Source organism: Bradyrhizobium erythrophlei (assembly GCF_900129425.1).
GTDB classification, from domain to species: domain Bacteria; phylum Pseudomonadota; class Alphaproteobacteria; order Rhizobiales; family Xanthobacteraceae; genus Bradyrhizobium; species Bradyrhizobium erythrophlei_C.
Map to the genome: position 1 here is coordinate 3,511,647 of NZ_LT670817.1, position 22,915 is coordinate 3,534,561.

Below are 22,915 nucleotides of genomic sequence, written 5' to 3' on the forward strand. Positions count from 1 at the left end.
GAATCAGTCGCTGTGCTTAATGTCCGTGATTTTTCGATCGATGCACCAGACCTCGATGTCCTGCCCGTCTTTCAGTCGGAGCCGTGCCTTCTCGACCGCCTGATCGTCATCATCGGCCGCAATGTTAAAGCAACTGGTGGCATGGCCATCCTTGTCGACGTGGTAGGCGTAGTAGAATGGCATGCTCGTGTTCCCCTGATGGGAACCAATAACAAAAATCGTCTTGGGTGTTAAGCGCCGATGCCGCGGTGCGCCGCCTGGATGTGCTTCGAGATCGAGGCGTTGGTGATCTCCGCACCGCAAAAACACCGCGACCGGCCATCGGTGCGCTGGGTCGGCATCTGCATCTTCTCGTCCCACATTCGGTACTTCCAGGCCGTCCAGTCGCGCTGGTAGCGCCACAGCTCGAAATGCGCCTCGGTCTTGGCCCGCTCGATCTTCTTCCAGGCCTCCTCGAACTCAGCTCGCGCCTGCTCGAAGGTTGCTGCGGTTCCATGCGTCTGTTCGCTGATATCGCAGCCAGGGGTGAAGCCGCAGGACCAGCCCCACTGGTCCTCGTCGACCGGAACACCGGCTCGCATACCGATGTGTCCAACCCGGACATCGCCGTAATAGACGTTCCAGCCCTTACGATTCCGGTCGTTGTCAGGTCTGCGGGTGAGGGCGGTCACGTCAGAAAAAGTACCACAAATTTCTGACAGACGGGAGGGCGCTTCGCGCCCAGAATCCCCACGTAACGGGGCGGGCCGGCGAGGGGGTATGTCAGCGTGGACGACATGGGGGGTATGTCAAGCTGGACGACATAGGATGTCAAAGAGGCCGACATACGTATGTCAAGCTGGCCGACATACCTATGTCAAACAGGCCGACATGAAGAACCGTATATATCTAGAACCCAAACTATAACCCATACCCAGAACCCAAGAGTCTACCCCTCGCTGCCGCGGCGGGTGTCCGGCCGTCTCGGTTCCCGAATTTTGCATTCCATTTGCCTGGGCTTGACGAAATGCCGGGGTCAGTGTACAGGATGGGTAGATTAGCATTCGTGCAAATGCAAAGATCATCCGTTCGCCCCAACCCTGGAACAGCCGGGTCCAACCCAGCTGAGCCAGGGGAGGCGGCCTACCCACCCGGAGCAAACCCCATGATGGACGACCTGATGTTCGCTGTGGTGCTCGCGGGCAGAACCTTGAAGGTTCTCACGATGATCTTCGGCGGCATGGGCGTCATGGTCGGCTTCCTCTTGCTCTGGCGAGCGGGTGCCATCGTGGCAGAAAAATGTCTCGGGCGCTTCGCGCCAGAAGAGAACACTTCCGAGCCGGCGGCGCCGCAGACCTTCATGGGCTCCACCTCTCAGGTGACAGTTCACGATTGGCAGCGCTGGTTCGCTTTGATCCCAGTCAAGATCGACGGCCGGCGCAAATGGCTGCGCTTCGTTGAGCGGAGGCTGTTCCACACCTACGACTACCTTTGGCGCTGCGACGATCACTTCTGGCAGTACCGCGCCATCGTGAAATGAGATCGATTTACCCAGAGCCCGGCCTCACTCTTGAACGGGGGAGCCGGGTCACCCTTTCAAGCAATCGGAGTCATGGGCGTGGCAGACGAGAAGCTTGTTGACCTCGCCGTCGAGGTCTTCAACGACGAACTGGATCACTGGCAAAGGATCGGGGCCCCTTATCCAGGCCAGATGTATCTGCGCCGGATGCCGCTGCTCCACGAGATCGGTCCGGCCGATTACATCCCGGCGGAAGACACTGGCGAGATGCACTTGGTGCCGGACGTTTTCGTCCTCGACTTCCTCAAGTCGAAGGCTATGGCGCGCGTGATCGACGAGATCCAGAAGGCGATAGCGGCATGATCGGGATGCATGACCAGGCCTGACCCGATCTCGACATCGCCGCTCGCCAAGCAAGCCTTCGACATCATCCAGCATCTCGACAAGCTCGTCGGGCCCGCCGAGGCCCAGATGTGGATGCTGCGCGGCAACGAGCTGCTCGGCGGCGACAACCCTGTCGCTGCCATCAAGGATCGCCGGCTGCCTGACGTGCGCAAGGCCGTTCGCGCAGTCGCCATGGAAAAGGGGCTCTTCGCAGAGCCGTTCCTTCCGCCAAGCCAAAGGAAATAGCTCATGCGAGCCTACCCGTTTTTTGCGGTGCTGTACTTCGGCGCCGTGCTCACCGCGCTTGCCGCGTGGGTCACCCACGTCGTCGTCTGCATCAAGTCGGCCTCCTACCTGTTCCTGATCGCCGGAGCGATCCTGCCGCCGGTCGGCGTGATCCACGGATGGGGCGTGTGGCTGGGGGGCTGGTGATGAGCATCGTCTCTGCAATCATCATCGCCGCGGCGCTCTATTTCGGCCTGTCTGCGATCGGAGAGGCTATCGACAACGTGGCGGTCGGCATCGAGCAGTTCGGCATCTATCTCGCCTCCATCCTCTCAGAGGAAGAGGAGGTGGAGTGATGCCGTTCCCGTTCTCAATCTTCCTGTTCAGCTACGTGATCTGGCAGGCGTCGATCGAGCAGGCCTTCGCTCTCACCCCAACCTCCATCTCTGCGCCCTGACATCTGTCGTCGGCCGGCGCTGACCAGAGTCAGTCATGAATAAAAGCCGCAGGAAGTTGCCTGATCGCACCCTGCTGCCAAGCACCATCAAGATCGGCGTCTTCGAATACCAACTCCAACACTGGGATCCCGAAGAGGCCGACGAGAAGGAATGTCTCGGCCTGTGCGACCGCTTCAACTTCATCATCTACGTCCGCACCGATCTTCCGGACTCGGCATTCGCTGAAACGCTTGAGCACGAGATCAACCATGCCTGCTGGCATGCCGCAGCGCTGAAGAGCAGGGCGGCTGAAGAGACGGTCGTGAACCGGTTGACGCCGGTCCTGATCATGGCTCGCCGCGACAATCGGGAAATCTATTCCTGGATCGACCGGGCCATCGCACAAAAGGAATGACCATGCTCAACGCGATGGTCGCTTCCACCAGGAAGCACGCCGAGGTGATGATCGCCTGGCTGAAACTAAACCCCAAAGAGTGGGAGCCGATCGCCTACGGGGATCCCGTAGCCAAGCTCTACTCCAACGCAAAACTGATCCGCCCGTGTATCGGTGTCGAACAGGAGCATGTCGACTGGGTGCTTGAAAAGCTCGTTCCCAATCTCTGCCTTGCTGTGTCGACGGTGCCGGCGCACTGGATGATCCCACAGAGAATGGTTTCCTGATGAAGAATGTCCAGCCGACCAACAAGACGGTCAACAAGTCCTACAACCGGCCCTCCATGCGCCCGGCGCCATCCGTGACGCCCAAGCAGCACCAGCGCGACTGGAGCGATGGCGGGCACGTATCCTACGTCACCCGGGTCGACGAAGTCCTCCTGGAAGACAAGCACAGGAATCAGCGCCGGGCGAAAGCGGCCGGCCAATAACACTCATCCCCGGAGCTGAGTAACAGGGAGCGGCGGCGCAGTGATGCGATTTTCGCCGACCGACTGACGAGCCCGGCATGTGCGGGGGTTTCCCCTCCTTTACCCCGCACGCCCGAGAACAAATCAGATGGCGCCCACCTTCTGCAAAACCTCGGGCTTTCAACACGCCAACCAGAGAAGAACCAAATGAAACGTCTCGCTGAACTCCGTCAGCGGGCGCGATTTCGGTGGCATGCGTTCATCGCCGCTCTCTCCATCTCGATGCCGGTGCTGCTCACCCAGCTCCAGGTCGTCGACCTGAAGCCGATCATCCAGCGATTCGGCATCAGCCAGGAGGTCGCAGCGATCATCGTCGCGCTGATCCCGTTCTACATCGCGCTGCTGAAGCCCATGGTCCACTTCGAGGACCAAAACGACTGTAAGGAACAGACCTCTAGTGGACAGCCTTAATGCTACCGCGCTGGCCAACGGAATGATGTTTGGCGCTGCGGCGGCAACGCAGGTCCTCACCGACCCTCAATACGCAGCTCTCTATCAGCAACACTGCGGCATCATTACCACCGACATCGCGCTCAAGTGGAGCACGGTGCGTCCGACCGCCGACTTCGTCCCGAACTGGGGGCCGGCTGATCAGCTGATCGCGTGGGCTGAGACCAACGGCATCATGGTCAAGGGCCATAACCTGGCCTGGAACGAGTACAATCCGGCCTGGCTATGGTCGTCGAACAGCACAGGCCCCGATTACGGCGTCTTGAATGTCGCAGTCCAGGACGCTCAGCGCTACTTCGATCAGCACGTCACCGAAACGGTCGGTCGATATGCCGGACGAATCCCCGTTTGGGACGTCGTCAATGAACCGATTGAGCCGGCTCACGGACGCGCCGACCTTATGCGTTCCAAGACGTGGATGAAGGTCTTTGGACCCGACTACGTCGAACGTGCATTCCGTCGAGCGCACGCTGCTGACAGCGATGCCAAGCTGTTCATGAATGAACAGGTACTTGATCGTATGGGTTGCGAGAAGAACCGGATCGCGTTCCTCGCCCTGGTCGATCGTCTGCTCGGTCGAGGCGTCCCCATCCACGGTATTGGCTTCGAAAGCCACCTCACGCTCTGGGCCGGTGTCACCCACGAAGGTGTCATGTGGCTCCTCGAAGAGTTGCGGAAGCGTGGCCTCGAAGTCCATATCTCCGAACTCGATATCGCCCCGCTTGGGGGCAGCAACACGGCATTACCAGTCGCCACGACAGACACTACGCTGATCGATACTCGTGTCGCCGAAACAACCCGCTCCTACCTCAAAGACGTTCTGTCGTTCCCTAACGTCAAAGCCGTCATTACCTGGGAACTCGCGGACAAATACTCCTGGCTCATCGCACAAGGTCAGAAGCGGCCCTTGCCCTTCGACGACAACTACCAGCCGAAGTCGATGGCCGCTGAGATCGAGCGGGCTTTCCAGAACCGGAGAGCCGGTTAATTCGTCGGTGCCAGCCGATCGTCACCTGAAGACATAGGGGTGGCTGGTTAAATGGGGCCATGCGCCAAGCCGAGCGCTCACGGACTGTGAGCACAGCCCGTCACCGATCTGCGTGACGGGCACCAATTCAACAAACAACAACAGGAAAAACCCAATGGCTCTCGCCACTCCCGCCGGAACCCCGATCCCTCTCGCCGCGATGGACACCGATCGTCCAGGCTCGCCGGCTGCTATCGAGGATCTCGCCATGGGCGGAAATCAGAACCCCGCAGCGTCTACGAACGGTGTTCCTCTCCCGATCTCCGATCGCGGAACGGCTGACAGCGTGAACCCCGGTGCTTATGCAGCGGCCCGCGCTCGCCGTGGAATGCATTCGGTCGGTGCGCCGGCTGCTGGCCCTCGCGGCGGCAAGCTGGACACGGTCGGTCCGATCTCATCCAAGTAACCCGAGGCCCCAAATCGCCAGGGTAGCTCAATGGTAGAGCAGCGGAATCATAAATCGCAGGTCGTTGGTTCAACTCCTCCCCCTGGCACCACCAAAGCCGAAAGGCGCACGCAAACCCCCACAAGGCGTCCCGACGACTGGTCACTCCGTCGCGTGAAGAAATCGGGCTGGGGAACAAATTCATGCATCGGAGTCCTCCGGCGTAGGCGCCCGGTCTCCAAAACTGTGGTGCGAGGTTTCGAGTACCTCCTCCGGTGCCAACAGAAAGTCCCGTCATGCTCTTCAGTCTACTTTCGCTCATCCCGGGCCTGGCATCGGGATTTCTGAGCTGGCTCAACACCAAGACCAACGCCGACCTTGAGAAGTTCAAGGCGCAGGTCGGTGCCGACACCTCGATCAACCTGGCCGACCTTCAGGCCAAGGTCGAGGTCGCCAAGCTCGTCGCCGCCAACCGCAACGCTGACCGCGACCACTGGTTCACTGCCTGGATGGTGCCCGTAGCCTTCGCCGTCTTCCTGTCCCACGCAGCCGCTGTCGTCTTCGACTCGATGCCGCTGTTCGGACACGCGATCGGCAGCTGGGGCGTTGCTGCGCTGCCGGGCATGTACGCCAACATGCAGAACAACATCATCCTGACCGTCTGCGGCGTCTGCGGCGTGTCGGTAATCGGGAAAATCTTCTCGAAATGAAAACCATCACCGACAGCACACCTGTCTCTGAGATCATGCAGGCATCACGTCCAATCGTGGTGAAGTTCGAGGCCAAGTGGTGCGCGCCATGCAAGGCGATGACGCCGCTGCTCCTCGACATCGAGCAGCAGCTCGGCGACAAGGTCGGATTCTATTCGGCCAACGTCGACCACTGCATGCTGATCGCCCAGCGCTACAAGGTTAATCAGATCCCGGCCCTGTTGGTGATCGACAAAGGCGCTGTGACCGCGATGCGGACCGGCGCCGCGTCCAAGGCCGAGTTACTGCAATGGATCAAACAGGCGATCCCCGAGTTTGGGGATCAGGCGTAATCGGGTTCACGGTCGACTTCGACACGATGAACATCATCTACGAGGGCGGTTTCCACGCACCGATCGTCGAAATGTACGATCGCTTCGAAATGGAAACCGACGACCCGAATGAAGCCGAGATGCTGCTCGTCGCTTTCCCGCCGGACGGATTGATAGCGTGCATCCTGGTCGAGAATCTCTACGACCGGGCAGTCTCAATCCCCGAACACCCACATTAGCCCTCAAGGGCTCAGTCCCAAAAAGAAGAAGAACATGACTGATCTCCCGAAACGTCGCCGCGGGCGGCCGACGAAGGAGGAGGCTGCCGCACGCGAGGCCGCAGCCAAAGCCGTCGCCGAGAAGGAAGCAGAGGAGGGGGCGTTCCTCGACGAACTTCTTTCCCGCCCCATTGGGCTTCGCAGGACGAAACTCCAACCTGATGAGGATACGCTTCGTGCTCTGGCTGAAATCGCACGTCTTTTCGGCACACAAGAAGAGGCAGCCGCAATCCTCGGCGTAAGCCCTCGAACCATCTCCAACTTCTTCAACGACTATCCCGAGACCCGAGAGGTCTGGGAAGACGGTTTGATGCACGCGAAGGTCTCCCTTCGCCGCAAGCAGTTGGCGCTGGCCGACAAGAACGCGCCCGCCGCGATCTTCCTCGGAAAGAACTACCTCGCCCAGAAGGACGAGAACCACACCAACCTCAATGTCCGCAAGGAAGCGACGGAGATGTCCGAAGCCGAGCTGCTTGAACTCGCCAGCCGAGCCAAGAAGCCAGCCAAGCAGGACGATGAGAAGAAACAAAGCGTCCACTGACCATGTACCACCGACGTCCATCACACGTGTCGGCGGATGGACGTCGACAACGCCGCGAACTCCTGGAGCGACGTCAGAGACCGGCTGACGACAGTTTCTCCCCGAGCATCGCGACGCCACCGGAAGAAGAGCCGGCTGATTTTCCCGAGCGGGAAGATCTGGCCGAAAAGGTCGAGCCATCGGTACCCGATTTACCGATCGGAAAACCTGTGCCCGCCGAGCCGGCGCTTCCTCCACCAAAGCCCACGAAAGACGACCCGCGACCACCGAGTCTGGTCGCACCAAAGGAGATGACTATGCCATTTGTTCCCAATCAACCGACCGTCGTGATCGTCGGTGCCGACAAGGGCGGCGTCGGCAAGACCACGCTGTCTCGAGTTATCCTCGACTACTTCGCCGCGCAGGGCATGACCACCCGCGCGTTCGACACCGAAAGCCCGAAGGGCGACCTGATCCGCTTCTTCCCATCGATCACCGAGGTCGTGAACCTTCGTGACTCGGACGACCAGGTGAAGGTGTTCGACTCCATCAGCAACGCCTCGATCACCCTGATCGACATCCGCGCCGGTCTTCTGACCGAGACGCTGAACCTGCTGAGCGAGATCGGCTTCCTCGACATGGTCAAGGAAGGCAAGGTCAACACCGCGGTCATGCACGTGATCGGCTCGACGCTGGCCTCGTTCGGCGAGATCGAGCAGACCTCGCAGATCCTGACCGGCGCGAAGCACTGCATCGTGCTCAACCGCAACAACTCGGCCGAGTTCTTCAAGGGCATCGACGATGTTGCCCGCCAGGCGCTCAGCCTCGGCACCTCTGTGATCGATGTTCCGATGCTCGATCCGCGTGCCATGGAGCACGTCGATTCGGCTTCCGTGCCGTTCGGCGATTTCGAGAAGGATCCCAAGTACTCCTTCGTGATGCGCGGCAAGGTCCGGCACTGGGAGAAGCAGGTCTTCACCCAGCTCGACGCGGCCCAGTTCAACATCCACTAACCAAACAACCGAGGTGCTGCAGTGTCTTTTGCAGATGAGTTCAACGTTCGGCAGATGCTGCAGCAGCTCTTCGAATCCCACCAGCGTCACAGCCTGATGGGACATGATCGCCTGACGGCGATCGAAAACCACCTCAACCAACTGAAGGAACTATTCATGGCTCTCACCCCCGAAGTCCAGGCTCTTGTCGACCAGGACGCACTGCTCAAGTCGTCCGTGGATTCGATGAAGGCGAAGCTGGACCAGGTGTCGGCCCAGGTCTCCGATCTGCAGGCGAAGCTGGACGCTGCTCCGGCCGCCGGTATCTCGGCTGAAGACCTGGCCGCCATCAAGTCGGTTACCTCCGACATCTCCGCGACTGTCGCGGAAGCACAGGCTGCGGTTGCCCCGCCCGCCGCGCCGGCTCCTGCTGCCCCGGTTGCCGATGCTCCGGCTCCGGCTGCCGATGCTCCGGTTGCTGACGCCCCGGCGCCCGCCGCCGATGCGCCTGCTGCCGACGCGCCTGCTGCCGACGCTCCGGCTCCGGCCGCGGATGCTCCCGCTGCCCCGGCTGCGGATGCGCCCGCTGCTGACGCTCCGGCTGCTCCGGCCGCCGACGCGCCCGCCGCGCAGTAAGCGATGCTTACGGACCCCCATCAAAAGGTGGGGGTCTTTTTCTTCGTTTGAGGCCCATCCCTCCCAACAAAAACAAAGAACAGGAACAAGGCCAAAATGGCTGTCATCAAATACCGGAAGGGTCAGTGGTCGATCATTGGCAAGTCCAAGTATATCCCGCTCGGCCCCGGCGGCCCTGGTCTCTCGGCTGCCACCGCATCCGTTGACGGCAAGACCTATACCGGCGCAGGCGTGAAGCCTCTGTCGACCGTCACCGTCTACGTTGGTGGCGTGCAGGCCGGCACCGCGGTCGCCGACGCCAATGGCGACTGGAGCTACACCTTCGCCAACGCACCTGCTAAGAACAGCGTGATCGGATGGGATGGCATCATCTCGGCGCCGACCACCATCGCGCCGACTCCGCATCCGACGCTGGGCGGCCTTAACCTTTCCGGTGCGACCTTCACGCAAGGCGCAGCCGCCGGCACCGTGATCGGCACTTTCGCTGGCAAGACCGCAGGATCCACGCTTTCAATCTCTCCGAACGATGGCACGGTTGCCATCAGCGGTGACCAGACCAAGCTCGTCGTCGGCGCCACCGCCTCGACGCCCGGCACGCGCTCCTACACCGTCACCGAGACGGACGCCGATGCCACCAATGGTCCTAAGACCACCACGTTTGCGATCACCTGCAACATCGCTCTGCTCAACCTGAATACCCGCTTCGTCGCGGAAGGCGACAGCATCACCGCTGGCTCGAACGGTCCGAGCTGGCTCTGGGCCTTCGACGCTGCATCCGCCGGCCGGTTCTTCATGCCGCAGGGCTACAACCAGGCGACTGGCGGCCAGACGGCTGCCCAGATGGCCACCCAGGTGGCGCAGATCACCGCGCTCAGCCCGAAAGTGGTCTCGCTGCTCGCCGGCACCAACGACCTCGGCGGAACGAGCGACACGCCTGCCACGATCTACGGCAATCTGAAGACCTGCTGGAAGGCCTACATCGACGGCGGCGCGCAGCACGTCATCATCGCGACGGTTATGCCGCGCAACGATAGCGTCTGGACGGCGCTGACTGCCGCCCGTCAGACTGATCGCGTCACATTGAACAACCTGATCAGCGGATATGCCACCGATCCGGATCTTGCCAACTACAAGGACAAGCTCCACCTCGTGAACCTTGAGAGCTACAACCCGGCGACGGACTCGATCGAAGGTCTGCATCCTCAGTGGCTCGGCGCTATCAAGGTCGGCAAGCTCTTCGCGGCGGTCGCCAACTCGCTGATCGACCAGACGCACACGCTGAACGGCGATCTTTATCTCGATGCAACGAATGTTCTGTCGTCGAAGAACCCGGCTCTGACCGGCACCACGGGGACCATGAGCGGCACGGCGCAACCGACAGGCGCAGTCGCTACCGGCTGGAGCGTATCGGAAAACGGCGGCATGACCGTCGTCTGTTCGAAGTCGACACTCAACGGCGCAGAAGCTCAGCGTATCGTGGTTTCCGGCACCAACTCGACGGTCCAGCGGCTGGTAAACTTCAGCGCTGCGGTCAACGTCACCGGCAACATCGGAGACAGCTTCGAGGCCTGCATCGACTTCAGCCTGGCTGCTGGACACCAGAAGATCAGGGATATCGTCATCAACCACGCAACTGCTTCCACGCCGAACAGCGGAAACCAGTCGTTCAACTTCGACGGAGCGGGTGCGATATCTGGCACGCTGCGATCCGCCGTGACGGCTCCGCTCTCCGCGGCCATCACCACCATCACCCTGCAGGCGCTACTGAACTTCGATGTCGGGACAGTCGGTGCAGACATCACCTGGGGCAAGCCGTACCTGCGGAAAGTGCCGGCCACCATCTAAGGGCTGTTCGCAGTCCGTTCGATTTCGGAAAGAAGTTGCCCGTTTTTGGAAAGTTCTTTCCGGACACGGGACGTTCCGAGAACCAAACAAGTCTCCCATCGGGATCGCGAAAGCGACCGCAATATAGAGCCCTGAGCACAGGGCGATCCGCTTGGCCAGCGGGCGTGGAGACTTCCTTTTTTTTCACTCTGACCGAGTTGCCGCTTCGGGGGCATTAGCCGCGAGGCCTCGGTCGGAGTCTAAACCCTGTGAAGAAAGCAAGAAATGTCGAGCATCAGCATTGTCCACCAAAAGCTGGACATTGAAGACGTGCGCCTCATCAACGTGTCGGACATCGTCCAGGACACGGACGGCGAATGGATCCGCATCGTCAAGTTCTATGGCGATCCCGTCGTTAACGGCGCTCCAACCGCCTTCGCCGAGATCGCCTGTCGATCGGCGAACAAGGACGACCTGACCATCCAGGCTCCTGGCTTCAAGTACTAATCACAAGGATCAGCTGTGTCGTTGATCACCGATGTCTCCCCCGAGGAGGCAGCGGCCGAGATCCTGCGTCGTAGGAGAGGCCGCGAGCGCCTCATCGACTTCACCACTTACACTCTGCCGAAATACTACGCTGACCCGTTTCACTATCAGGTCGCGGGCGCCCTGGAGCGCGTTGAGCAAGGCCTTTGCAAGCGCCTGATGATCTTCGCGCCTCCGCGGCACGGCAAGTCTGAGCTGTCGACCCGACGCTTCCCGGCCTACTTCATGGCCAGGAACCCCGAGAAGAACGTCATCTCGGCTTCCTACAACGCTGACTTCGCCACCGGCTTCGGCCGGAACGTCCGCGACATCATCAAGGGCAGGCAATTCAATACGCTGTTTCCAGAAATCGCCATCCGCAGCGACCAGCGCGCTGCCGACGACTGGCAGCTCGAAGCGGGCGGTCAGTATTACGCGGTCGGTGTCGGCTCAGGCACCACCGGTAAGGGCGCCCACCTCTTTCTGATCGACGATCCGATCAAGGACCGCAAGGAAGTCAAGTCGCAAGGTTTCCGCGACGACCAGTGGGACTGGTACCGCGACGTCGTTTACACCCGTCTCGAAGAGGACGCCGCAATCGTCCTCACGCTGACGCGGTGGCATTACGACGACATCGCCGGCCGGCTCATCGAGCTGATGAACGACGGCAAGGGCTTGCCCTGGGAGATCCTGTATCTGCCGGCGCTGCCTTACGTGAAGAAGTTCAAGAACGCTGAAGGCCTCGAAGAACTGATCCTCAACGAGGATGGTACGGTGCCCGGCGATCCGCTGGGCCGCACTCCGAAGGAGCCACTGGCTCCGAACCGCTTCTCCTACGACGCTCTGATGGATCGTCTCGACGTTCTCGGCGAGCGATCGTTCTCCGCGCTCTATCAGCAGCAGCCGATGTCGGACGACGGCGGCATGTTCCGCGTCGACTGGTTTCAACCGCCGACCGAGATATCGCCGAGGCGTGTGCGTGTCCGCGCATGGGATTTGGCGGCGTCTGCTGACGGCGACTACACCGTTGGCGTCCTGATGTCGAAGGATGCGAACGGCATCTTCTACATCGAGAACATCATCCGATTCCGCGGCACCCCGCTGCAGGTCGAGAAGAAGATCTTCGAGACAGCAAAGAACGATGGCCGCTCGGTCACGATCGTTCTCCCGCAAGACCCCGGCCAGGCTGGCAAGAGCCAGGTCGACAGCTATATCCGCCGGCTCGCCGGCTACATCGTCAAGGCAAAACGCCCGACAGGATCAAAAGAGGTCCGCGCTGCCGCATTCGCTGCGCAGTGCGAGGCCGGCAACGTGAAGATGGTGCATGGCAGTTGGAATAACTGCTTCACCGACGAATTGGAAACCTTCCCCCTTGGCACCTACGACGACCAGGTGGACGCGGCATCCGATGCGTTCAATGAGCTTCTCGGTCCGAAGAAGGCGCGAGTCCTTGACTGGTAACGTCAGGACATCCATCCAACATGCCTTATACCGCACAGAATAACGAGGCGGGCTTTCCGGTATTCTCGTCGCAAGCTCCGCAAAGCGGCAACCCGGGCTTCCTGTCCTCGGCCGCGACGACGATGCAGAGCCGCGTCACGCTCATGCGGGACTGCTATGGCGGCACCGAAACGATGCGGGCGGCCGGCGCCACCTATCTTCCACAGTACGAGAAGGAGTCGACGACCCGCTACAACGCTCGTCTGGCATCCACCTTCGCGCTGAACAAGCTGCGTGAGGCGGTGGACGCGGCATCGGCCAAGCCGTTCCGCACGCTGCTCAAGATCCAGAACGGCGACCCCGATCTCGATCAGTGGGTGCAGGACGTCGATCTGCAGGGAAACCACCTGCACGTTTTCGCCCACCAGCTGTTCAACAACGCCATGCTCGACGGCATGTGCCACATCCTGGTCGACCACCCGGACACCTTCAACTTCAAGAGCTACGCGGTCCAGAAGGCTGCGAACGTTCGCCCGTTCATGAAGCTGTTCCGCACGGACAGCGTGATCGCTGCCTATGACGAGTATGTCGGCGGCGATATCAAGACGCTGCACGTCCGCATCCAGACCCAGCGCTCCAACCGCGATAACTTTCGCGAGTTCCTCTACGACCAGCTCCGCATCATCGAAGTTGAGCCGGGCTCGGATCAGGGCATCGTTCAGCTCTGGGAGCGCCGCGGCTCGGCAGCGTCGACCGAAGGTGGCGGCGGCTGGATCTTCGTTGGTGAGACCCCGCTGCAGATGGACGAGGTTCCGTTCAAAACGCTCTATGCCGGCGACAAGGAAGGCGACTACCTGGTCAAGCCGATCTTCCAGGACCTGGCTTACAAGCAGATCGAGCACTGGATCTCCTCATCCGATCAGCGTTCGATCCTGTCGGCGGCGCGCTTTCCGATGCTGGCCTGCTCCGGCGTCCAGATCGACCCGGACGACGAGGCCCAGTTCGCCATCGGCCCGTACAAGGTGCTCTACGCTCCCGAGGCCAACGGTCGCTGGTATTACGTCGAGCCCAAGGGCACGGCGATCGACTCCGGCCAGAAGGACCTGGACAAGCTCGAAATGCAGATGGACATGCTGGCGCTGAACCCGGTCACGGGTACGCACCGTCAGTACGTTCCACAGAACGAGCGCGACATCCAGGAGACCCGAGTCCACTCGGTCGTCCATGACATGTCGATCCGCGCCCAGGATACGATCGAAGCCGCGATCAACCTGATGGGCAAGTGGATCAACCGCGACTACAGCCAGGTGCAGTGCATACTCAACACCGAGTTTGCCAACACCTCGGACCGGATCGCCGAGGTCGGCCAGCTCGTCACGATGTACGAGAAGCGCGGCATCTCGCGTGAGACCCTGTTGCGCGAAGTCTACAAGCGGAACCTGCTTGGCGACGACTTCAACATGCAGAACGAACTGGCAGCTCTGGCCGCGATCGACGCGGCACTGGGCGGCTCCACGCCGACGACCGGCCAGCCCACCGACCCGCAGGATCCGTCCGCAGTTGCCGGCGGTGGTGGCAACAACGGCAGCGGCGCTGCGCAGCCGACTGGCGGGAAACCTCCGACTGGCATGAAGGCGGGTGGTGCAAAGCCCGATCCGTCGTGGCCGGCCGGGCAAAATCGCCCCAAGCCTCAGTTCTAGCTTGCCTTGCATTCGTGCAATCTGGTAGCCGACAGGCAAATGACCGAGACTCTGACATTTCGGGCCGAGCAATACGCATGCGAACCCTGCTCACTGCGGCAGGGGACGCCCGTGCGCGAGCTTGTCCGCATGATCCCGGTGTCGGTCGTTGCTTTCGGCAAACTGGTGGGCACGGAATATTACTGCTGCCCGATCTGCTTCGAGCCGAAGTTCGATGTGAAGACCAAGAAGCCGGTCAAGGACCGGGCAGGGGCTGAAAAACATGGGGATTCCAAACAAGGACCAAGGCTCGTCAAAGACTGAGTCGACTCAGGGCGAGCTGATTGCCGCCCAGCTTTTGGAGCAAGAGCGGAAGGCTAACGCTTTCCGGGCTGCCGGCCTCCTGTTGATGTTGGGGATTAGCGCCCCAATGTGGGTTCCAGGGGTGTTCATCCTCTGGCTGATCCTCAAGATATTCGTCTTCTCGCCGTGATTTGCATTTCATTTGCAGGAGCCGGAAGCCCCTCTTGACAAAAACCCGGGTTTGTGGTTGAAGTTTGCTTGAATGCAAATGGAGTATCCGTGAAGCTCTTCCAGCGCAAGATCTTGGTGCAGGCCTTCCAGCTCCCCCTTTGGGGCCAATCCGCTGACGAGATCCCGCCTCAATGGCTCGTCCGTCGCCTCCAGTCAGGCGACCTGGAGGTCAACAGGCTTGGCGGCCTGACAATGGCCACGCCCTTTGGCGTTCAGTCATGTGCCGCTGGCGACATCGTGCTTCTGACCGATGATGACACGATCCAATTTGCCAAGCCCGAGGACCTCGCCAAGTTCGAGGTCGTGACGGGCGACCAGCTGCTCAAGGCAGCTTAAGCACTCCTCTCATCAGAGAGCCTCTCCAAGCCGCTCAGGACCGTCCTGGGCGGCTTTTCCTTTTCGTTCACTCGACACTGCCCGCTCAGTCCCGATGGCTGGGCGGGCTCTTTTTCGGCCTGCGCCGGCCGGCAAATCGAGTTTCAACAGCTGCGCCTGAAAAACGGTCGAACTGTTGAAACCTTGGCGACAGCTTTCGGACTCGCGCTCCCTTGAATGGTCGAGCGCGATGTCAGCGGTCTCAGCTCGCATCCCGCACAAGACGAGCAGAGATACCCAAGAGCGTGTCGCACGCCCGCGCCGCCGCTGACCACTGATTCGCCAGCACTGATCCATCGAGCGCCGGGACGGCCTCGAAACGATCGCCGCTGGCAACTCCGATTCCCCGGTCCTCGGGGATATCGCCGGCCCCAAGGCGGGATGCCTGACGGGCCTTTTATCACGAGGGGCGGGATGCCCCGCATTTCCGGGATGGATATGCTCAAAGCAGTCGTTACCGACATCAACACCGTCGATGAAGCCCACCGTGGCCTGTACGTCGAGAAGAACGGGAAGTTCTTTCTGAACGTCGTGGCATCCGAGGGGTTCGAACTCGACAATGTCCAGGGCCTCAAGACCGCGCTCGGCGCTGAACGCAACAACGTTGCCGTTCTCCGGGAGCAGCTCAAGCCCTACGAAGGCCTCGACGTCTCCGCGGCTCGCACCGCGCTCGAACGTATCGCCGCCTTCGGTGAGATCACTCCGGATGCCGCCAAGACGGCGCTGGAGACCGCACAACGACTGTCAGCTCTCGATCCCGCGAAAGAGGCCGATAAGATCGCTGAGACGAAGCTCGAAACCATCAAGAGCCAGCTCGCCGCCCAGTTTGGTCTGGAGCGTACCGAGCTGACCACGAAGATCACGGGCTACGAGACCACGATCAACGGCCTGACGGGGCAGCTGCAGACCCTGATGCGCGACAACGCCATCAAGTCTGAAGTTGTAAAAGCCAATCCGCTAGACGATGCGCGGGATGCCATCGAACTTCTGGCTGGGCAATTCGTCCGCACCAAGGTCGTGGACGGCCGGTATGTCGCCGAGGTTATCGACGGCAACGGCAATCCGCGGATGAAGGACTACCTCAACAACACCCCCTTCACCGTCACCGACCTGATCGCCGAGATCCGCGAAAGCAAGCCGGGGCTGTTCAAGGCCGACGACAAGCGCGGTATCGGCATCAACCCGAACTCGGGCGGCCACCCGCCCGCGAACCACGGCGTCAAGAATCCCTGGGCCAAAGAGTCCTGGAACCTGACGCAGCAGATGGTTCTGACCAAGACCAAACCAGAACTGGCAAAGCAGTTCCAAGCGCAAGCCGGCGTCGAGGAGTAATCCTCGCACCGCATGCAGGCGCCGAGTCATGTCTCGGCGCTTGCATGAATGCAAACAACTGCAAAGCCGGTCACAACCTCAAGAGTGAGAAATGACCGTTACCGCTCTCGCGGACCTCATCGTCCCGACCATCTTCAACAACTACGTGCAGACGCTGACGACCGAGAAGTCGCGGCTGTTCCGCTCCGGCATCATCACCGACCTGTCGTCCGTCATCGACGCGCAGATCGAGGGCAAGACGGTCAACATGCCGTTCTTCAACGACCTCGATACCTCGGATGAGGAAGTCGTGCTCGACGACACCACCGACCTGGCGGTCGGCAAAATGACCACGGGTCAGGACGTCGCCGTCAAGCTGCTGCGCGGCAAGGCGTTCGGCGCGACCGACCTGTCGGCCGACCTGACGGGCGCTGACCCGATCTCCCAGGTTGCCGAGCGTTTCGCCAACTGGTGGGACATCCGCTTCCAGCGTGCGCTGCTCGCGACCCTGAACGGCGCGATGGGCGCGGCCAACATGACCGAGAACGTCAACGACATCTCCGGTCTGACCGGCGGCGCGGCGGCGTTCGACGCCGACAGCTTCATCGACTCGGCGTTCCTGCTGGGCGACGAGCAGGGCGGCCTGACCGGCGTTGCAGTCCACTCCCAGACGCTCAAGGCGATGGTGAAGGCGGACCTCATCGACTACATCCCGGACAGCGAAGGCAAGCTCACCATCCCGACCTACATGGGCAAGCTGGTGATCGAAGACGACGGCATGCCGGTGACCGGCGCCGGCGCTGACCGCGTGTTCACGACCTACATCTTCGGCCAGGGCGCCATCGCCTACGGCGAGAAGAGCCCCCGCGTTGCGGTGGAAGTCGAGCGGCGTGCTCTGGTCGGTATGGGCCAGGAGTACATCGTGAACCGCCGGCAGTGGGTCATGCATCCCCGTGGTGTGAAGTGGATCGGCACCGCGGTCGGCCCGACGCCGACCAACGTGGAGCTGGCGAACTCCGCCAGCTGGACCCGCGTGTACGATCACAAGCTGATCCGCATCGTGGCGTTCAAGCACAAGATCGCCGCCTAATAGCGGGTTCTGACAACAGCCCCTCCTGGAGCGATCCGGGAGGGGTTCTGTCTTAGGAGACCAACTTCATGAACATCCCAAAGGGCTATCGCGCCCGTGAGGCCGCTGGCCGCCAACGCAAGGTTCGTGGTCGTATTGACCCCGATATCCGCGCCCAGCGCCAGGCAGTCCTTGAGCCGAAGATCCACAAGGCAATCCTGCGGACCCGCGACCAGCACGAGCTGAAGGCGGTGTTCGAGGCCGAGGAGAAGGCGGCAGCCGAGAAGAGCGTCTCCGAGACTGTCCAGCCCGTCCAGCCGGTGGAAGCCGAGCAGACCGAGCAGGTCGTCAGCGATGAGCAGTTCGCAGAACTGGTCGACGCGGATGAGGACGAGCAGCCGGCCGACGAACAGTCCGAGCCGGAAAAATCCACGGAGGAGGAGCCTGTCGAAGCCAAGCCTGAACAGGCGGCTTCCAAGCCCAAGTCCAAGTCGAAGAACAAGAACAAGTAAGGACCGACAATGTCTCTCGATCCCGGCGTGGCCCACGGCCAGAACGGCTCTCGCCACATCAACGAGGCGCTCGAAGACGCCGTGCGCCATGACGTGTTCACCGTCGCAACTATCCCGCATGCGGCGGACCACGCGACCAAGATCGTCGCTGTCTCCGATGGCGATACTGGAAAGCTCTGCCTGGCCTATTCGAACGGTGCCAACTGGCTCCGTATCGTGCTCGGCGCGGCGGTTTCCGCAACCTAATAGGGGTTCGTAATGGGCTACGCGACCAAGGACGATATCGACCAGCTCTACGGCACCGATCTCCTGGTTCGCGTGGCCGATTACAATCGCGACGGAACGCCTGACCCGGACGTCATCGCAAAGGGCCTGCAGGCAGCCGATGAGATCTGCGATGCATATCTCTCGGCGCAGTATGCCGTGCCGGTCACTCCGGTGCCCGGCATCGTCAAGAACTGCGCAATCGACATCGCCGTCTACAAGATGGCGCTCGGCCGCACTGGCCGAACTGACGAAATGCGCGTGCGCTACGAGGATGCGCTCTCAATCCTCGAGAAGATTTCGACCGGTAAAGTCGGTCTCGGTCTGCCGAACGTCACGACGCAGCCGATCGACCCGACCACCGGTAAACCCCAGGTCGACGCCAACGGCAACCCCGTTCTGGTGACGACCGATCCGAACGTGAAGAGGTCGGGCGGTTCGTTCGACTGCGGGAGGGCGTAGTGGCTGAGGTCAAGATTGAGATCGACGCCATGGGATTGGCGGTTCTCAATCGACGGCTGAACAAGCTTCTGCATAAGGCCAAGAACCTGGAGCCGGTCTGGGAAGACGCTGCCGACTACATGGTTCGGTCGACCGTCAACCGCATCCTGCGGACCAAGACCGGCCCTGACGGCGAACGCTGGGCGGCCCTGAGTGATCTGACCATCCAACTTAAAGGGCATGACCGGCAGCTGTTCGAGAGCGGAGACCTGTACCGCAGCGTCCACGTCGAGGACGTCAGCAAAGAAGGCTTCGCGATTGCCGCCGACTCCGATCATGCATCGTTCATGCAGGACGGCGTCAACACGGTCAGAGGCAAATACCGATCCAAGAAGCCGTCGCCGCAAGTTCCGGCTCGACCGTTCATGGGCTTCTCTGATCAGAACGTCCGGGAAATTTCAAAGATGCTCCGAGAGTATCTAGCTGAGGGAGGCGACTGATGGGAAAGATCGTCGACTTCCGTCAGAAGATCATCGACGGGCTCAAGACGCTGATCCCCGAGCTGGACGTCGATTGGTATGACGGCCTGTTCGATGAGCACGACATCGCCGACTGGACGCTGAAGACGCCCTGCGCTCGCGTTGCAGTCATGAACGTGCCGACCGAGCAAACCTTCACCGGGGAGCTGAACGCGCTGCTCCGCTGCGTGGTCGTCATCATCGACGAGAACAAGTCAGTCGCCCTCGACGGCGATGCTCGCGCCTGGGATTACGTCGAGACGGTCGCCACCTGGGCCAACATGAATGAGTTCGGCCACCCCGATGCGGCGCCAGCCGGCGCCATCAAGTTCAAGCGCATCAGCCAGCCGGTGCTTCGCCGCGAAGGCGTGGCTGTCGGCGTCATCGAGTGGCAGAGCAACCTGATGATCGGCACCAACCAGGTGATCATGCGCGACTTCGTCTGGAACAATGGCCAGATGGTCACGAAGGTGCCGACGACGAAAAACATGGCGCTCGGCTACGTCCATAACGCAGCTGGCCAGTCCAGCAACGACCAGCTGGATGTAACACCAGAGACTGACTGATGGTTCGTGCAATTCACGCGATGGAGCGCCGCCTCCAAGATCTGGAACGAAAGTTCCAGAACAAAGAGCGCCTCGGCAAGATCGTCGCTGTGAAGTACGAGAAGGACCGCTGGTACGTCAAACTCAATGACGGCCAGAACCAGACGCCGAGCGGCGGCGATGAAGGTGCCGGCGGCAGCCAGGACACCTTCAAGAGCGATTGGCAGCCTTGGCAGGCCCACTCGCACCAGACCATCAAGTATTCGATCCCGCCGAAAATCGGTCAGCACGGAATCATCCGGGCTGTCGGCGGCATCCCCGAACTAGCAACCGTCGAGCCCTTCCATTATGGGCCCGACACGCCGTCACCGCACGGCAAGCAGGATGAAACGGTTGAGCTGATCCACGATAAAGATGATCAGCAGCACTGGGTCCATCAGACCAAGGACACCAACCACCTCATCATCAAGAGCAAACAGAGCCAGGGCGGCATCGGCGGCCTTGGCGACATTGGCGGACTCGGTGACCTCGCCGGTATCAGCCAGATGGCTGGCCTCAGCGGCATGGATTTCTCCGGCCTCATGGGCAGCCTTGGCAATCTCGGCAACCTTGGCAACCTAGCCAATCTCGACATCTCGAACATCGCCAACCTGTCGCAGCTGTCCCAGCTCACCAACATCGGTGGTCTAGCCAAGCTCGCTGACATCGGCAGCATGGCCAAGATAGTCGGCCTCCCTGATCTCGCGCAGCTCGGCAACGTCGCCAGCATCGCGCAGCAGGTCACTGGCGCAGGTCTCCTCGGCCAGGTCGGCGGCATGATCGGCGGCGGTGCCGGCGGTGCAGCCGGCGTCCCTGCGAGCAGTGGAGGATCGGGCGGCTCCGGTAGTTCCGGTAGCGGTTCGAGCGGCCAGCAGCAGTCGCAGCAGACGCAGGCGCCCAAACTTCCGGACGTGCCGGAGGAGGGCGACGACGGCGTCACGCGCACGCTGAACGACAAGGACAAGATCCTCAAGACGGTCGGCAAGAACAAGTCGTACTACCGCCAGGACGAAAAGCTCGTCCACGTCCGCTTCGGTGATCAGGACGCCAAGGGCGACGTGCTGATGGACGACAACCAGGTCAAGATCCAGTTCAAGGACAAGAAGGCCGTCGTCAAGTGGACCGAGAATGACCTGACCGCCCAGATGGGCGATGACGACAAGTCGAAGGTCTACATGACCGAAGACGAGATCCTGATGACGCAGGGCGGCGGCAATGCGTCGACCGTCAAGGTCACGAAGGACCACGTCAAGCTCAGTCAGGGCTCTACCCAGTTCGTGCTGGACAGCGGCGGTCTCACGATCGTTGCCGGCGGCACCATGTGGCGTTTCTCCGGCTCTGGCTACAGCCAGATCGGCGGCGAGATGGGCCACAACCACAAGAACATCGGTTACCTGCACACGCATCCAGGTACCGGACCACCCAACCTTCCATTCCTCGGTGAAGACCCGACCGCGCCAGTCGACGACGGCGGCGGAAGCGGTGTCATCTCCACATAACAGGGAAATCAAAAATGACCGCTTATACCGTTGCCAAGGCCTTCTGGCGCAATGGCATCCTCCAGCCCGTTGGCAAGGTGGTCAACCTCCTTGAGGTTGAAGCCAAGTATATCAAGCACGCGCTGGCGCCAGTCGTCCAGACAGTGGAAGCGGAAGTAGCGAAGGTGGAGTCGGCTGTGGCCGCTGTCACTTCCAAGACCCCCGCTGCTCCTGCAACGCCGGCTGCTCCTGCGGCTCCTGCGGCTCCGGCGGCGCCCGCTGCCCCGGCAGCTCCGGCGGCTCCGGCCTCCAAGTAATCGTGGCGGAGGCGCCGAACAATGGCAGCGCTTCCCACTGATCATCTGATCGACATCGATCGTGAGACTGGCGAGTACATCCAAGGATGGCCTCGCATCAAGCAGAGCATCTTCGTCATCCTCACCACCAGGCTCAAGAGCCGTCTCATGCGCCTGTGGTGGGGCTCGCAGTTCATCGACATGCAGGACAAGCCGATGAACGAGGAGACGATCATGTCCGGCATGATGGCAGCGATCTCCGCGATCAACACCTACGAGCCTGAGTTCAAGGTCACCCGCGTGTCGATCGATTCGGCCGACGCATCGGGCGACATCACCATCACGGTGGAAGGAGTCGATCTCATCGACAACGCAGCGCGCAGGGTGAAAACCGTAATTTAGCGAGGGTGCAATGCCCAACTACACTTCACCCGCGCTCTACATCGACTTTGCGCGGCTGCCTCCGCCTGACGTAATCGAGACCATTTCGTTCGAGACGCTGCTTTCGCAGTATCAGGCGGATGTCGTCTCGAAGAACGACAAGCTCGCCGCGGCGGTCAAGCTTGAGCAGTCCCCGACCAATGTGATCTTGGAGGCGGAAGCCTACGGCGAAATGCTGGTCCGGGCCCGCGTCAATGCGGCTGCTCGCGCGGTGATGCTCGCCTTCTCCAAGGGCGCTGACCTGGACAACCTTGCAGCCTTCTTCGGCTGCGAGCGCCTGGCCGGCGAAACCGACGACAGCCTGCGGCGCCGAGCCCAGCTCGCCCCTGAGGCCTTCACTACGGCCGGATCTGAAGGCGCCTACATCTACCAGACGCTGACCTCCGACGTCCGCATTCGCGATGCGACAGCGGTGAAGATGAACAATTTCGGCGGCGTCCGGGTGAGCGTGATGCAGAGCGGGTCTGATCCCGTGCCGACGACCGACATCATCTACAACGTCGTCAATCGCCTGAACTCGAAGGGTATCAAGCCCCTGACCGACGTGATCAGCGTCGTGCCTGTCAAGGTGATCAAGCAGCAGATCGTCGCCAACATCAGCCTCTATCCTGGGCCCGATGCGGCGCTGGTCATGGCCGATATCGGCACTGCGTTGAACAAGGTCCGCGCGAACGTCTCGCTCATCGGTCGCGATCTGACGCGGTCGGCGATCATCTCTGCCCTCAACCAGGAGGGCGTCCAGTCCGTCGATCTGATCTCGCCGGCACAGAATGTGGTGGTGGACACCAGCCAGTGCGCGCTCATCGAGTCCGCGACGGTTACGCCGCTGCCGTTCCGGGTGGAGTAAG

Annotated in this window: 36 protein-coding genes and 1 tRNA gene; 35 read left to right on the plus strand and 2 right to left on the minus strand. The window is 61.2% G+C overall.

Annotated elements, in window-relative coordinates; genetic code table 11:
- Positions 1–3 precede the first annotated feature (3 nt).
- Both B5527_RS16700 and B5527_RS16705 read right to left on the minus strand, forming a co-directional pair.
- Positions 4–183 (minus strand): hypothetical protein, encoded by a 180-nt coding sequence (locus tag B5527_RS16700; protein ID WP_079602495.1) that lies wholly within the window; start codon positions 181–183, stop codon positions 4–6.
- Between the two features lie 47 nt (positions 184–230).
- On the minus strand, positions 231–671 hold the full coding sequence (locus B5527_RS16705) for a hypothetical protein (RefSeq protein WP_154072296.1): 441 nt from the start codon (positions 669–671) through the stop codon (positions 231–233).
- 473 nt (positions 672–1,144) lie between these two features.
- Here B5527_RS16705 and B5527_RS16710 point away from each other — a divergent pair, with 473 nt between their 5' ends.
- The 35 genes from B5527_RS16710 (at position 1,145) to B5527_RS16875 (ending at position 22,914) form a co-directional block, all read left to right on the plus strand.
- Positions 1,145–1,519: a hypothetical protein gene (locus B5527_RS16710; RefSeq protein ID WP_079602497.1), complete on the plus strand. Its 375-nt coding sequence runs from the start codon at positions 1,145–1,147 to the stop codon at positions 1,517–1,519.
- Between the two features lie 78 nt (positions 1,520–1,597).
- On the plus strand, positions 1,598–1,861 hold the full coding sequence (locus B5527_RS16715; protein WP_154072297.1) for a hypothetical protein: 264 nt from the start codon (positions 1,598–1,600) through the stop codon (positions 1,859–1,861).
- Positions 1,862–1,870: 9 nt separating this feature from the next.
- Positions 1,871–2,128 carry a hypothetical protein gene (locus B5527_RS16720; protein WP_079602499.1) on the plus strand — a complete coding sequence of 86 codons (258 nt, stop codon included), beginning with the start codon at positions 1,871–1,873 and terminating at the stop codon, positions 2,126–2,128.
- Between the two features lie 3 nt (positions 2,129–2,131).
- Positions 2,132–2,314 carry a hypothetical protein gene (locus tag B5527_RS16725; protein ID WP_079602500.1) on the plus strand — a complete coding sequence of 61 codons (183 nt, stop codon included), beginning with the start codon at positions 2,132–2,134 and terminating at the stop codon, positions 2,312–2,314.
- Complete coding sequence (locus B5527_RS44010; RefSeq protein ID WP_154072298.1) at positions 2,314–2,463, plus strand: hypothetical protein; 150 nt, start codon at positions 2,314–2,316, stop codon at positions 2,461–2,463. The genes B5527_RS16725 and B5527_RS44010 overlap by 1 nt, the downstream gene beginning before the upstream one ends.
- 136 nt (positions 2,464–2,599) lie before the next feature.
- Positions 2,600–2,959: a hypothetical protein gene (locus tag B5527_RS16730; RefSeq protein WP_079602501.1), complete on the plus strand. Its 360-nt coding sequence runs from the start codon at positions 2,600–2,602 to the stop codon at positions 2,957–2,959.
- A gap of 2 nt (positions 2,960–2,961) precedes the next feature.
- Positions 2,962–3,225, plus strand: a complete 264-nt coding sequence (locus B5527_RS16735) for a hypothetical protein (RefSeq protein WP_154072299.1) — start codon at positions 2,962–2,964, stop codon at positions 3,223–3,225.
- Positions 3,225–3,428: a hypothetical protein gene (locus tag B5527_RS16740; protein ID WP_079602503.1), complete on the plus strand. Its 204-nt coding sequence runs from the start codon at positions 3,225–3,227 to the stop codon at positions 3,426–3,428. Before B5527_RS16735 ends, B5527_RS16740 begins: the two co-directional genes overlap by 1 nt.
- A 186-nt stretch (positions 3,429–3,614) precedes the next feature.
- The gene (locus B5527_RS16745) at positions 3,615–3,878 is read left to right on the plus strand and encodes a hypothetical protein (RefSeq protein WP_079602504.1); all 264 of its coding nucleotides are present in this window, start codon (positions 3,615–3,617) and stop codon (positions 3,876–3,878) included.
- Positions 3,865–4,905 carry an endo-1,4-beta-xylanase gene (locus B5527_RS16750; RefSeq protein WP_079602505.1) on the plus strand — a complete coding sequence of 347 codons (1,041 nt, stop codon included), beginning with the start codon at positions 3,865–3,867 and terminating at the stop codon, positions 4,903–4,905. The genes B5527_RS16745 and B5527_RS16750 overlap by 14 nt, the downstream gene beginning before the upstream one ends.
- A 154-nt stretch (positions 4,906–5,059) precedes the next feature.
- The gene (locus B5527_RS16755) at positions 5,060–5,350 is read left to right on the plus strand and encodes a hypothetical protein (RefSeq protein ID WP_079602506.1); all 291 of its coding nucleotides are present in this window, start codon (positions 5,060–5,062) and stop codon (positions 5,348–5,350) included.
- 186 nt (positions 5,351–5,536) lie between these two features.
- A tRNA-Trp gene (locus B5527_RS44015) sits at positions 5,537–5,610 on the plus strand.
- Positions 5,611–5,625: 15 nt separating this feature from the next.
- On the plus strand, positions 5,626–6,039 hold the full coding sequence (locus tag B5527_RS16765; RefSeq protein WP_079602507.1) for a hypothetical protein: 414 nt from the start codon (positions 5,626–5,628) through the stop codon (positions 6,037–6,039).
- The gene (locus B5527_RS16770; protein ID WP_079602508.1) at positions 6,036–6,371 is read left to right on the plus strand and encodes a thioredoxin family protein; all 336 of its coding nucleotides are present in this window, start codon (positions 6,036–6,038) and stop codon (positions 6,369–6,371) included. Before B5527_RS16765 ends, B5527_RS16770 begins: the two co-directional genes overlap by 4 nt.
- A 26-nt stretch (positions 6,372–6,397) precedes the next feature.
- Positions 6,398–6,589, plus strand: a complete 192-nt coding sequence (locus tag B5527_RS16775) for a hypothetical protein (RefSeq protein ID WP_079602509.1) — start codon at positions 6,398–6,400, stop codon at positions 6,587–6,589.
- 34 nt (positions 6,590–6,623) lie between these two features.
- Complete coding sequence (locus tag B5527_RS16780; RefSeq protein ID WP_079602510.1) at positions 6,624–7,169, plus strand: hypothetical protein; 546 nt, start codon at positions 6,624–6,626, stop codon at positions 7,167–7,169.
- Positions 7,170–7,378: 209 nt separating this feature from the next.
- Positions 7,379–8,161 carry a hypothetical protein gene (locus B5527_RS16785; protein ID WP_154072300.1) on the plus strand — a complete coding sequence of 261 codons (783 nt, stop codon included), beginning with the start codon at positions 7,379–7,381 and terminating at the stop codon, positions 8,159–8,161.
- A gap of 21 nt (positions 8,162–8,182) precedes the next feature.
- Entirely contained in the window at positions 8,183–8,776 is a 594-nt protein-coding gene (locus B5527_RS45340) for a hypothetical protein (protein WP_172842424.1), read from the plus strand.
- A 96-nt stretch (positions 8,777–8,872) separates the two neighbouring features.
- Entirely contained in the window at positions 8,873–10,621 is a 1,749-nt protein-coding gene (locus B5527_RS16795; protein WP_079602513.1) for an SGNH/GDSL hydrolase family protein, read from the plus strand.
- Between the two features lie 264 nt (positions 10,622–10,885).
- Entirely contained in the window at positions 10,886–11,107 is a 222-nt protein-coding gene (locus tag B5527_RS16800; RefSeq protein ID WP_079602514.1) for a hypothetical protein, read from the plus strand.
- 15 nt (positions 11,108–11,122) lie between these two features.
- On the plus strand, positions 11,123–12,586 hold the full coding sequence (terL, locus tag B5527_RS16805; protein WP_079602515.1) for a phage terminase large subunit: 1,464 nt from the start codon (positions 11,123–11,125) through the stop codon (positions 12,584–12,586).
- A 20-nt stretch (positions 12,587–12,606) separates the two neighbouring features.
- Positions 12,607–14,265 carry a DUF4055 domain-containing protein gene (locus B5527_RS16810; RefSeq protein ID WP_079602516.1) on the plus strand — a complete coding sequence of 553 codons (1,659 nt, stop codon included), beginning with the start codon at positions 12,607–12,609 and terminating at the stop codon, positions 14,263–14,265.
- A 39-nt stretch (positions 14,266–14,304) separates the two neighbouring features.
- Complete coding sequence (locus B5527_RS16815) at positions 14,305–14,568, plus strand: hypothetical protein (protein WP_079602517.1); 264 nt, start codon at positions 14,305–14,307, stop codon at positions 14,566–14,568.
- A gap of 258 nt (positions 14,569–14,826) precedes the next feature.
- Positions 14,827–15,114, plus strand: a complete 288-nt coding sequence (locus B5527_RS16820; protein WP_079602518.1) for a hypothetical protein — start codon at positions 14,827–14,829, stop codon at positions 15,112–15,114.
- Between the two features lie 216 nt (positions 15,115–15,330).
- Positions 15,331–16,485 carry an efflux RND transporter periplasmic adaptor subunit gene (locus B5527_RS16825; protein ID WP_154072301.1) on the plus strand — a complete coding sequence of 385 codons (1,155 nt, stop codon included), beginning with the start codon at positions 15,331–15,333 and terminating at the stop codon, positions 16,483–16,485.
- A 91-nt stretch (positions 16,486–16,576) separates the two neighbouring features.
- Positions 16,577–17,554 (plus strand): major capsid protein, encoded by a 978-nt coding sequence (locus tag B5527_RS16830; RefSeq protein WP_079602520.1) that lies wholly within the window; start codon positions 16,577–16,579, stop codon positions 17,552–17,554.
- Between the two features lie 68 nt (positions 17,555–17,622).
- Positions 17,623–18,045 carry a hypothetical protein gene (locus B5527_RS16835; protein ID WP_079602521.1) on the plus strand — a complete coding sequence of 141 codons (423 nt, stop codon included), beginning with the start codon at positions 17,623–17,625 and terminating at the stop codon, positions 18,043–18,045.
- A gap of 9 nt (positions 18,046–18,054) precedes the next feature.
- A complete protein-coding gene (locus B5527_RS16840) occupies positions 18,055–18,291 on the plus strand; it encodes a hypothetical protein (RefSeq protein WP_079602522.1) in 237 nt (78 codons plus the stop codon).
- A gap of 12 nt (positions 18,292–18,303) precedes the next feature.
- Positions 18,304–18,771, plus strand: a complete 468-nt coding sequence (locus tag B5527_RS16845) for a gp436 family protein (RefSeq protein WP_079602523.1) — start codon at positions 18,304–18,306, stop codon at positions 18,769–18,771.
- The gene (locus B5527_RS16850) at positions 18,771–19,250 is read left to right on the plus strand and encodes a phage virion morphogenesis protein (protein WP_079602524.1); all 480 of its coding nucleotides are present in this window, start codon (positions 18,771–18,773) and stop codon (positions 19,248–19,250) included. Before B5527_RS16845 ends, B5527_RS16850 begins: the two co-directional genes overlap by 1 nt.
- Entirely contained in the window at positions 19,250–19,834 is a 585-nt protein-coding gene (locus tag B5527_RS16855) for a hypothetical protein (RefSeq protein WP_079602525.1), read from the plus strand. Before B5527_RS16850 ends, B5527_RS16855 begins: the two co-directional genes overlap by 1 nt.
- Positions 19,834–21,351 carry a hypothetical protein gene (locus B5527_RS16860; RefSeq protein ID WP_154072302.1) on the plus strand — a complete coding sequence of 506 codons (1,518 nt, stop codon included), beginning with the start codon at positions 19,834–19,836 and terminating at the stop codon, positions 21,349–21,351. Before B5527_RS16855 ends, B5527_RS16860 begins: the two co-directional genes overlap by 1 nt.
- A gap of 14 nt (positions 21,352–21,365) precedes the next feature.
- Positions 21,366–21,647 carry a hypothetical protein gene (locus B5527_RS16865; RefSeq protein ID WP_154072303.1) on the plus strand — a complete coding sequence of 94 codons (282 nt, stop codon included), beginning with the start codon at positions 21,366–21,368 and terminating at the stop codon, positions 21,645–21,647.
- A 21-nt stretch (positions 21,648–21,668) separates the two neighbouring features.
- Entirely contained in the window at positions 21,669–22,028 is a 360-nt protein-coding gene (locus tag B5527_RS16870) for a GPW/gp25 family protein (RefSeq protein ID WP_079602527.1), read from the plus strand.
- Positions 22,029–22,038: 10 nt separating this feature from the next.
- Complete coding sequence (locus B5527_RS16875; protein WP_079602528.1) at positions 22,039–22,914, plus strand: baseplate assembly protein; 876 nt, start codon at positions 22,039–22,041, stop codon at positions 22,912–22,914.
- Position 22,915 lies beyond the last annotated feature (1 nt).